Below are 9,766 nucleotides of genomic sequence, written 5' to 3' on the forward strand. Positions count from 1 at the left end.
CTATAAAATTCAAAAATGATTCACCCCGTCATTCTCTGTGGAGGCAGTGGTACGCGCCTGTGGCCGTTGTCCCGTAAGGCGTTCCCTAAGCAGTTCATCCCCTTGCTCGGGGATAAATCACTGCTGCAGTTGACGATGGAGCGTGTTGCTCCGCTGGCCAAAGGCAAGCCGGAATCCATTACTTGTGTGGCGGCAGAGGAGCACCGTTTCCTGGTGGCCGATGTGGCAACGCAGGTCGGACTGTCTGTGCGGCAGATTCTCGAACCCCAGGCGAAGAACACGGCCGCTGCCATGGCGCTGGCGGCCCTGGCGGTGCCGGGCGATACTCTGCTGTTGTTCTGTCCGGCCGACCATCACATCCCGGATGACCAAGCCTTCTGCGCCATGGTTCAGGGCGCGGTTCTTGCGGCGCAGGCCGGCCAGCTGGTGATCTTTGGCGTGCAGCCAAGTTTCCCCAGTACGGCTTATGGCTACATCCAGAAGGGCTCCGCAGTCGGTGACGGCTTCGTTGTGGCCCGTTTCGTCGAGAAACCATCGCACGACAAGGCACTTGAATTCCTGGCCAGTGGCCAATATCTCTGGAATGCCGGTGTATTCCTAATGCGCGCCCAGGATCTGTTGGCAGCACTGCAGGCTCATGCGCCGGACATATTGGACGTATGCCGACAGGCCATGCGTCTGCCGCAGCGTGATGGCCTGTTCCTGCGCCCCGATGCGCAGATCTTTGCCACTTGTCGCGGCCAATCGATTGACTACGCTGTGATGGAGAAGGCGCGCAACGTCAGCGTCTTTTCCTTTGCTGGTGTCTGGAGCGACGTGGGCAGCTGGACCGCCGTAGCGCAGCTGGCCGCCCCAGATGCACAGGGTAACCGCGCTGGCGGCGATGTGCAACTGGCGCATCATCTGCATGCGCGCGACACCTACATCCATGCAGGTGGACAGCGTCCCGTAGTGACGCTGGGCACGAAGAACCTGCTGGTCATCGACACGTCGGATGCGCTGCTGGTGGCTGACGCTGCTCATGCCGAAGCCGTCAAGGAAGTTGTGGTCAAGCTGGAGGAGCTCGATGCCTCGCAGGCAGTGCAGCATCGGAGGGTCGCGAGACCATGGGGATGGTACGATAGTGTCGATTTTGGAGCGCGCCACCAAGTCAAACGCATAACCGTCAAGCCTGGGGCCGCGCTTTCCTTGCAGATGCACCGTCATCGTGCCGAGCACTGGGTGGTCGTCAGCGGCACAGCAGAGGTAACTAACGGCGACCAAGTCCTGATCCTGCACGAAAATCAGAGCACCTATATTCCTATCGGACGGGTGCATCGTTTGGCCAATCCCAGTAAGGTTCCACTGGAAATTATCGAAGTTCAGAGCGGCGTTTACTTGGGGGAGGATGACATCATTCGGTTTGACGATGCTTATGGGCGCAAATCGTCCGACGAATGAATTTTTAGAAGCAAAGTGCATTGTCTGCTGCAACTGCGGCAGCGAAGATGCCAGTTGCTTGCGTCGACCAGCAGGCGTTGATTGGATCAAAATCCGGAATCTTTGCTGCTACTGTTGTGTGCTGGAGTAAGTGTTGCTTCTTTCTTGTGGGGGCGTTCTGAGTCTGAAGTGGCTGTATGCACAGGGGGGCGAAGCCGGTCTGCCTTGGTAATACTGTCTGCACCGACGGCTTTGGGATATGGGCCCTATGAGAGCTGCGGTCAAGCTGGCACTTGTGCTGATTTCAGGGAATTGGGGCGATGTCAATCTTTCTAATAGGCGGGAAGGCGATTTATAGTGAAAGTGTTAGTGACTGGTTCGGCCGGCTTCATCGGATCGGCCTTGACGATGCGTCTCTTGGCGCGTGGTGACCAAGTTGTCGGTATTGACAACCACAATGATTATTACGATCCTGCCCTCAAGGAGGCTCGGCTGGCTCGCTACGCGCAGCACCACGGCTATTCCCATCTGCGTATTGACCTAGCGGACCGTTGGGCGGTACAGCAGTGTTTTGCCGCGCATAAGCCGCAGCGCGTTGTGAATCTTGCGGCTCAAGCGGGCGTTCGGTACTCCATTCAGAACCCGTTGGCCTATATTGATAGCAACATTCTCGGCTTCGCGAATATCTTAGAGGGGTGTCGTCATAACGGCGTCGAGCATCTGGTCTACGCAAGTAGTTCCAGTGTCTACGGTGCCAATACGGCCATGCCCTTCTCTGTTCATCAGAACGTGGATCATCCACTGAGTCTCTATGCTGCCAGTAAGAAGGCGAATGAGCTGATGGCGCACAGTTATAGTCATCTCTATGGGTTGCCTGCAACTGGGCTGCGGTTCTTTACGGTCTACGGACCATGGGGACGCCCCGATATGGCGTTATTCAAGTTTGCCAAGGCTATGCTCGCTGGGGATCCAATACAGGTGTTCAACCATGGCGAGCACCGGCGTGACTTCACCTACATCGACGATATTGTTGAAGGCGTTATTCGTGTCTTGGATCAAGCGGCCTCGAAGAATCTGGGTTGGATGGGGGATAAGCCGGATCCTGGAACAAGCAATGTGCCGTGGCGCGTCTACAACATAGGTAACAATTCGCCCGTAAAATTGCTGGACTTCATTGCTGCGCTGGAACGCGCGCTGGGTGTGAAGGCAAAAATGGAACTCGTGCCTCTCCAAGCGGGCGATGTGCCAGATACCTACGCGGATATTGTCGATCTTGTTGAGCAGTTCGCCTATAAGCCTTCAACAACAGTGGAAGAAGGTATTGGCCGCTTTGTCTCTTGGTATCGAGATTATTTTGAAGTTTAAGAGGACAAGGATGCAATCCAAGGACATCAAACTCGCTGTTATTGGTCTTGGCTACGTGGGGCTACCACTTGCCGTCGAATTCGGTCGCAACAGATCGGTTGTTGGGTTTGACATAAGTCAGCAGCGCATAAGTGAACTGAAGGTTGGTAATGACACCACTCTCGAGACCACTCGGGACGAGCTTGAAGCCGCTAGACATCTTGTCTACTCCACGAGCCTAGAGGACTTGCGCGACTGCAATTGCTTTATCGTTACCGTTCCTACGCCTATTGACGAATACAAGCGCCCGGATCTCACTCCACTGATTAAAGCTAGCGAGACTGTCGCTAAGGTGCTTAAGCCCCAAGATATCGTCATTTACGAATCCACCGTTTATCCGGGGTGTACGGAAGAAGATTGCGTGCCGGTTCTGGAAAAACACTCTGGTCTGAAATTCAATCGAGATTTTTTTTGCGGCTACAGTCCCGAGCGAATCAATCCAGGTGATAAAGATCATCGCGTCACCACGATCAAGAAGGTGACGTCAGGCTCGACCCCTCATGTCGCCGATCTTGTCGATTCGCTTTACAACGAAATCATCACAGTCGGCACCCACAAGGCAGGAAGCATCAAGGTTGCCGAAGCGGCTAAGGTCATAGAGAACACCCAACGAGATCTCAACATCGCACTTGTCAATGAGTTGGCGCTCATTTTCAACAGGATGGGTATTGATACCGAGGCTGTCCTTGCGGCCGCGGGCACCAAATGGAACTTCCTCCCGTTTCGCCCTGGTTTGGTTGGAGGGCATTGCATAGGTGTTGACCCATATTATTTGACCCACAAGGCGCAAGCCATTGGCTATCACCCGGAGATCATTTTGGCGGGCCGCCGTTTGAATGACGGTATGGGAGGCTACGTGGTGAGTCAGCTTGTAAAGGCGATGACCAAGAAGCGGATACAAGTTGACGGAGCGAAGATCTTGGTCATGGGACTCGCATTCAAGGAAAACTGCCCTGATCTGAGGAACACCCGAGTCGTTGATATTGTGAAGGAGCTGAGGGACTACAACTGCGATGTCGATGTCTATGATCCTTGGGTTTCGATCGGGAGTGCGCAACATGAATACGAGTTGACGCCAATCGATACCCCAAGGTCGGGGCAGTACGACGCGATAGTGCTTGCGGTGGCTCATCAGCAGTTCAAGGCTATGGGGGCGACCGAGATCCGTAGGCTGGGCAAGGAGACCTGCGTTCTGTATGACCTCAAATATGTTCTGAATGCTCAGGAGGCCGATCTTCGGTTGTGAGGAAACGATGAAAGAGAAAATAAAAAATAGAAAAATTCGAATGGCCATTGTTGGTTGTGGTCGAATTTCAAAGAATCACTTCGGTTCAATCGATTCTCATATCAAGGATGTTGAGCTAGTTGCCGTCTGTGATACAGACCCAAACACGTTGGCTGAGCACATCGAGCGGCATCGTGTGCAGGGGTATCTGTCAATGGAGGAGCTATTAAAGACGGAGCGGCTCGATCTCGTGGCGCTTTGTACCCCAAGCGGCATTCATCCTGAACAAGCGGTGCTGGCGGCGAAATATGGCGTTCACGTCATGACTGAGAAACCGATGGCGACCCGCTGGCAAGATGGGCAGCGTATGGTTAAGGCGTGTGATGAGGCCGGTGTTCGTCTCTTTGTGGTCAAGCAGAATCGACGAAACACCACGCTTCAGCTTCTGAAGCGCGCAGTTGAGGAGGCGCGCTTTGGCAAGATTCATATGGTCCACTTGAATGTCTTCTGGACTCGACCGCAGTCCTACTACGATCAGGCGAAATGGCGAGGGACGTGGGAGTTTGATGGCGGTGCATTCATGAACCAAGCGAGCCACTATGTTGATTTGCTCGATTGGCTTATCGGCCCGGTCGAGAAGGTCCAGTGCATGATGAGCACGTCTAGAGATATCGAAGTCGAAGACACCGGCGTACTGAATGTGAGGTGGCGTAATGGAGCGTTGGGTTCCATGAGTGTCACCATGCTTACGTATCCGCGGAACCTTGAGGGTAGCATCACAATACTTGGCGACAAGGGTTCGATTCGCGTCGGCGGAGTGGCCGTCAATGAAATCCAGCTGTGGGAGTTCGCGGAGCCGAAGGATTACGACAAAGATATACAAGTGGCCAACTACGAAACCACATCAGTTTACGGCTTCGGGCACCCGCTGTATTACCAGAATGTAATTGACGTGCTGCGCGGCGAGGCCGAGCCGGAAACTGATGGCCGTGAGGGTTTGAAGTCGCTTGAGTTGTTGATCGCGGCCTATCTCTCTGCCCGGGATGGCAAGACGGTTTCCTTGCCGCTGGAGTACTAGTGATGAACTACTCCGTCCACGCCTCCGCTGTTGTTGACGACGGTGCGCAGATAGGTGAGGGCTCGCGTATATGGCACTTCGTGCACGTCTGTAGTGGAGCCCGCATAGGCAAAGGGGTTTCGCTCGGTCAGAACGTCTTTGTTGGCAACAAGGCGGTCATTGGCGACAAGTGCAAGATTCAGAACAATGTCTCCATCTACGATAACGTGACATTGGAGGAGGGTGTGTTCTGCGGTCCTAGCATGGTGTTCACTAATGTCTACAACCCTCGTTCGCTCATCGAGCGTAAGAACGAATACCGCGATACTCTTGTCAAGAGGGGGGCTACGCTGGGCGCCAACTCAACTATCGTGTGCGGTGCTGTTATTGGTGAATATGCTTTTATCGGCGCCGGCGCCGTCGTAAATCGCAATGTGCCCGCCTACGCGTTGATGGTGGGGGTGCCGGCTCGCCAGATCGGCTGGATGAGCGAGTTCGGTGAACAGCTGCCGCTACCTCTTAGGGGTGACGCTGAAGCTGTTTGCTCCCATACAGGGGCTCGTTATGTGCTCAAGGATAGCTCTCTTCATCGGATCCAGGCCTGACAATGGAATTCATCGACCTAAAGAGTCAGTACCGGCGGCTCAAGCCTCAGATCGACGCCGCGATTCAGCGCGTGCTGGAACACGGTCAGTTCATCCTCGGTCCCGAAGTGGCTGAGCTGGAGGAAAAATTGGCTGCCTACACGGGCGCCAGGTACTGCATCAGCGTGGCCAATGGCACGGATGCACTGCAGATCGCACTGATGGCGCTGGGTGTTGGGCCAGGTGACGAGGTTACGGTCTCAACTATGTGGGCTTGCGTTACATGAACGTGTATGGCCCCCGGCAGGACTATCACGGCGCCTATATCGCCGTGATCATGAAGATGCTTGACGCCATCGACAAGGGCGAGAGCCCGACCATCATGGGCGATGGCTCCGAAGCCTTCGACTTTGTGGCCGTGGAGGACTGCGGCTTAGCCAATGTGTGTGCAATGAAGTCGGAGGCGGTGGATTCGTTCTACAACGTCGGCACAGGCAAGCGCACTTCGCTCAAAGAGCTGGCGGAGATGCTTATCGTCCTGACCGGTAGCAAGCAGCCGATCAAGTACGCTCCGCGCAGTCAGGCAACGCTGGTGCGCAACCGTATCGGCAGCCCCGTCAAGGCATCCAAGGAGATCGGATTCACGTCAACCATTGACCTAAAGGAAGGGCTGCGCCGTCTGATCGAGTGGCGCGCCAGCCACAAGGCAGAAGTCGCAGCTCGTCGCGCCGCCGTGGGATTGCCCGCATGAGCAGCAGCGTCAAGATGAATGTCCCGATTGCGCGGACCAACCTCACCGAGGCGGAAATCCAGAGCGTGCTGGGGCCGCTGCGCAGCGGTTGGCTGGTGCAGGGGCCGAAGGTGCGCGAATTCGAGGAGAAGTGGTCGGCCTTCACCGGAGCTCGCTATTCCATCGCCGTGACCTCTTGCACAACCGCCCTGCACCTGTCGCTGGCGGCACTGGGTTTTGGCCCGGGCGACGAGGCCATTGTGCCGGCCTTTACCTGGATCGCGACCGCCAACGTGGTTGAGCATTTGGGTGGCAAGGTGGTCTTCTGCGATATTGACCTCAATACCTTCAATCTCGACGTCAACAACGCGGCTCGCAAGATCACACCTCGCACTAAAGCCATCCTGCCGGTTCACTTGTTCGGCTTGTCGGCCGATATGGGGCCGGTCATGGAACTGGCGCGCAAACACAACCTGTGGGTGGTTGAGGACGCCGCGTGCGGTTTCGGAAGCACCTATCAGGGGCAGCATGTTGGTACATTTGGTGACACCGGATGCTTCAGCTTTCACCCCCGCAAGGCCATCACCACGGGCGAAGGCGGGATGATCACGACGCAAAGCGAAGCGCTGGCCGAAAAACTGCGGCGTCTGCGGGATCATGGCGCGGCCATGACAGACTTGCAGCGTCATATGGGCGCCCGTCCCTATCTCCTGGCCGATCATCCGGATGCAGGTTACAACCAGCGCATGACGGATTTGCAGGCCGCGCTGGGCGCGGCACAAATGGACAGGGCGCAGGCGATCATCGACGAACGCCGGCGATTGGCTGCCGTCTATGATCAGGCGTTTGCCAAGCTGCCTTGGCTCAAGACCCCAGTCCATCCTGAGGGATATGGCCATGGGTTTCAGAGTTATCCCTGTCTGTTCCAGCCTGAACCGATCGATACCCAGTCTGTCAAACGGGTGAACGCCAAGAGAAACGAATGGATGGATCGTCTGCAGCGGGCGGGTATCTCCACGCGTCCCGCGACCCATGCGGTGCATATGCTGACCTTCTATCGCGAGAAGTACGACCTCCAGCCAGCAGATTTCCCTATGGCATTTGCTGCAAATGATTGCAGCATCTCCTTACCTCTGTTCCACGGAATGACGGAGGCGGAGCAGCAGTACGTGATTGAAAATGTTCTGGGGTACAGCGGCTGATGTGCGGTATCACAGGTGTTATTAACCTAAATGGAGATGCCGTCTCCCCCGTCATTCTCAAGCGGATGACGGATGCCATTGCGCATCGCGGGCCTGACGGCGAAGGACACTGGATTGAGGGCAACGTCGGCCTGGGGCACCGAAGACTCGCGATTATTGACCTCTCACCTCTCGGCCATCAGCCGATGATCAGTTCGGATCATCGTTATGTGCTTAGCTACAACGGTGAGATATACAACTATCGCGAGCTACGAACCGAGTTGGAGGCAGCTGGATATTGGTTCCGCTCCCAAACCGACAGCGAGGTAGTGCTCTATGCGTTCGCGCATTGGGGAACTGACGCGTTGTTGCGGTTCAACGGCATGTTCGCACTGGCATTGTGGGATCGCAAAGAACGCTGCATGCTGCTCGCGAGGGATCGGTACGGCATTAAGCCGCTCTATATAGCCAGGCAACGTGGAGTCGTCAGTTTCGGGTCGGAGCAAAAAGCGATTCTTGCGCAGCCCGCTTTCGAGCGTAAGGTCAACAAGCGGGCGCTGCTTGAGTATTTCACGTTTCAGAACATCTTTACGGATCAAACGCTTCTTGAAGATATTCAAATCCTGCCTGCTGGCCATTACGCTGTAGTCTGCCCGCAGGAGGCCAGTTTCAAAGTCAGCAGGTATTGGGACTATCGCTTTCGTGAGCCAGATCATCCGGCGAGCAAGGAAGAGTATCTCGAGGAGCTGGATCGTCTATTTCGGCAGGCTGTCAACCGCCAGTTGGTGAGTGATGTCGAGTTGGGGGCTTACCTCAGCGGGGGGATGGATAGCGGCTCGATCACGGCTATCGCCGCTCAATCATTCCCGAATCTCAAGACCTTCACCTGCGGGTTTGATCTGAGCTCCGCGTCTGGCATAGAGCTTGGCTACGACGAGCGCATAAAGGCCGAAGCCATGTCGGCCCGATTCAAGACCGAGCACTATGAGATGGTGCTCAAGGCCGGCGATATGGAGCGGTGCTTGCCGCGACTTGCTCAGCATCTGGAAGAGCCGCGCGTGGGGCAGAGCTACCCCAACTACTACGTCGCAAAGCTGGCCAGCAAATTTGTCAAGGTTGTCCTTTCTGGTAGTGGCGGCGACGAACTCTTTGGGGGATATCCGTGGCGCTACTACAGGGCGGCCATGAGTCAGAACTTCGAACATTTCATTGATCAGTACTATTTGTACTGGCAGCGCTTGGTCGACAACCGGTACATTAAACAAATGTTCGCTCCGGTATGGCCGGAAGTACAGGCGGTATGGACGCGCGACATCTTTCGGGATGTTTTTGCGACACACGACAATGAATTGGACCGCCCCGAAGACTACATCAATCATTCCCTGTACTTTGAGGCGAAGACCTTCCTCCATGGCCTATTTGTGGTGGAGGACAAGCTCTCCATGGCGCATGGTTTGGAAAATCGTGTTCCCTTCATGGATAACGATTTGGTCGACTTCGCAATGCAATGCCCTGTCAAACTTAAGTTGAATAACCTTGCAGAGGTCTTGCGCGTGAATGAGAATGAACCTGGGGATAAGCAGAGGAGATTCTTCCAGCGCACGAATGATGCCCGTCATGCAGCAGAACGTTATAGGCATCTACCCAACCTGTTCTTCATGCAGGGTGATATTGCAGATACCAAGCTGAGGGACGGCTGCATCAGCTACGTCAGCTGCGATCAAGTCATCATGCACACGGAAAATCCTGAGAGGACATTTTCTGAACTTGCGCGTATCTGTGACAAAAAAACAGGGCAGCTGGCATGCTACTTCTATGCAAAAAAGGCCTTGCCACGGGAGTTGCTGGACGACTACTTCCGAACTGCCTGCGCACATCTCAGTCATGATGAACTCTGGGCAATGTCGCAGCAACTCACCGAACTGGGTCGTAGGCTCAGCGAGCTCAAGGTAAGTTTCGAGGCGCCGGATATCCCCGCCCTGGGGATCAAAGGCGGGGTTTATGACATCCAGCGGTTTATTTATTGGAATTTTCTGAAGTGCTTCTGGAATGCGGATCTTGGGCCGGAGACCTCGCTGGTAACAAATTTCGATTGGTATAGTCCCAGCAACGCGCGACGTTTCAGCGAGGCAGAGGTGCTTGGTATCGTCGCGGCCAACAAGTTGG

8 protein-coding genes and 1 pseudogene are annotated in these 9,766 nt (G+C 55.2%); all 9 read left to right on the forward strand.

Annotation, left to right across the window (positions count from 1 at the left end; translation table 11 throughout):
• Positions 1 to 15 precede the first annotated feature (15 nt).
• The gene (locus CDE01S_RS08275; RefSeq protein WP_066705812.1) at positions 16 to 1,440 is read left to right on the forward strand and encodes a mannose-1-phosphate guanylyltransferase/mannose-6-phosphate isomerase; all 1,425 of its coding nucleotides are present in this window, start codon (positions 16 to 18) and stop codon (positions 1,438 to 1,440) included.
• A gap of 336 nt (positions 1,441 to 1,776) precedes the next feature.
• Positions 1,777 to 2,784 (forward strand): NAD-dependent epimerase, encoded by a 1,008-nt coding sequence (locus CDE01S_RS08280; RefSeq protein WP_066705814.1) that lies wholly within the window; start codon positions 1,777 to 1,779, stop codon positions 2,782 to 2,784.
• 10 nt (positions 2,785 to 2,794) lie between these two features.
• A complete protein-coding gene (tviB, locus tag CDE01S_RS08285) occupies positions 2,795 to 4,069 on the forward strand; it encodes a Vi polysaccharide biosynthesis UDP-N-acetylglucosamine C-6 dehydrogenase TviB (RefSeq protein WP_066705817.1) in 1,275 nt (424 codons plus the stop codon).
• A 7-nt stretch (positions 4,070 to 4,076) separates the two neighbouring features.
• Entirely contained in the window at positions 4,077 to 5,126 is a 1,050-nt protein-coding gene (locus tag CDE01S_RS08290; protein ID WP_066705833.1) for a Gfo/Idh/MocA family protein, read from the forward strand.
• Between the two features lie 2 nt (positions 5,127 to 5,128).
• Positions 5,129 to 5,710 (forward strand): acyltransferase, encoded by a 582-nt coding sequence (locus CDE01S_RS08295; RefSeq protein ID WP_066705818.1) that lies wholly within the window; start codon positions 5,129 to 5,131, stop codon positions 5,708 to 5,710.
• Positions 5,711 to 5,712: 2 nt separating this feature from the next.
• Positions 5,713 to 5,943: pseudogene (locus CDE01S_RS08300) on the forward strand (DegT/DnrJ/EryC1/StrS family aminotransferase); the annotation flags it as partial.
• A gap of 29 nt (positions 5,944 to 5,972) precedes the next feature.
• A complete protein-coding gene (locus CDE01S_RS08305) occupies positions 5,973 to 6,440 on the forward strand; it encodes an NAD-dependent epimerase/dehydratase family protein (RefSeq protein ID WP_245636140.1) in 468 nt (155 codons plus the stop codon).
• Complete coding sequence (locus tag CDE01S_RS08310) at positions 6,437 to 7,621, forward strand: DegT/DnrJ/EryC1/StrS family aminotransferase (RefSeq protein ID WP_245636137.1); 1,185 nt, start codon at positions 6,437 to 6,439, stop codon at positions 7,619 to 7,621. The genes CDE01S_RS08305 and CDE01S_RS08310 overlap by 4 nt, the downstream gene beginning before the upstream one ends.
• On the forward strand, positions 7,621 to 9,766 hold a 2,146-nt coding region (gene asnB / locus CDE01S_RS08315), incomplete at its 3' end, for an asparagine synthase (glutamine-hydrolyzing) (protein ID WP_218016509.1). The genes CDE01S_RS08310 and asnB, both read left to right, overlap by 1 nt.

It is taken from the genome of Curvibacter delicatus NBRC 14919 (assembly GCF_001592265.1).
In the GTDB taxonomy this organism is placed as follows: domain Bacteria; phylum Pseudomonadota; class Gammaproteobacteria; order Burkholderiales; family Burkholderiaceae_C; genus Hylemonella; species Hylemonella delicata.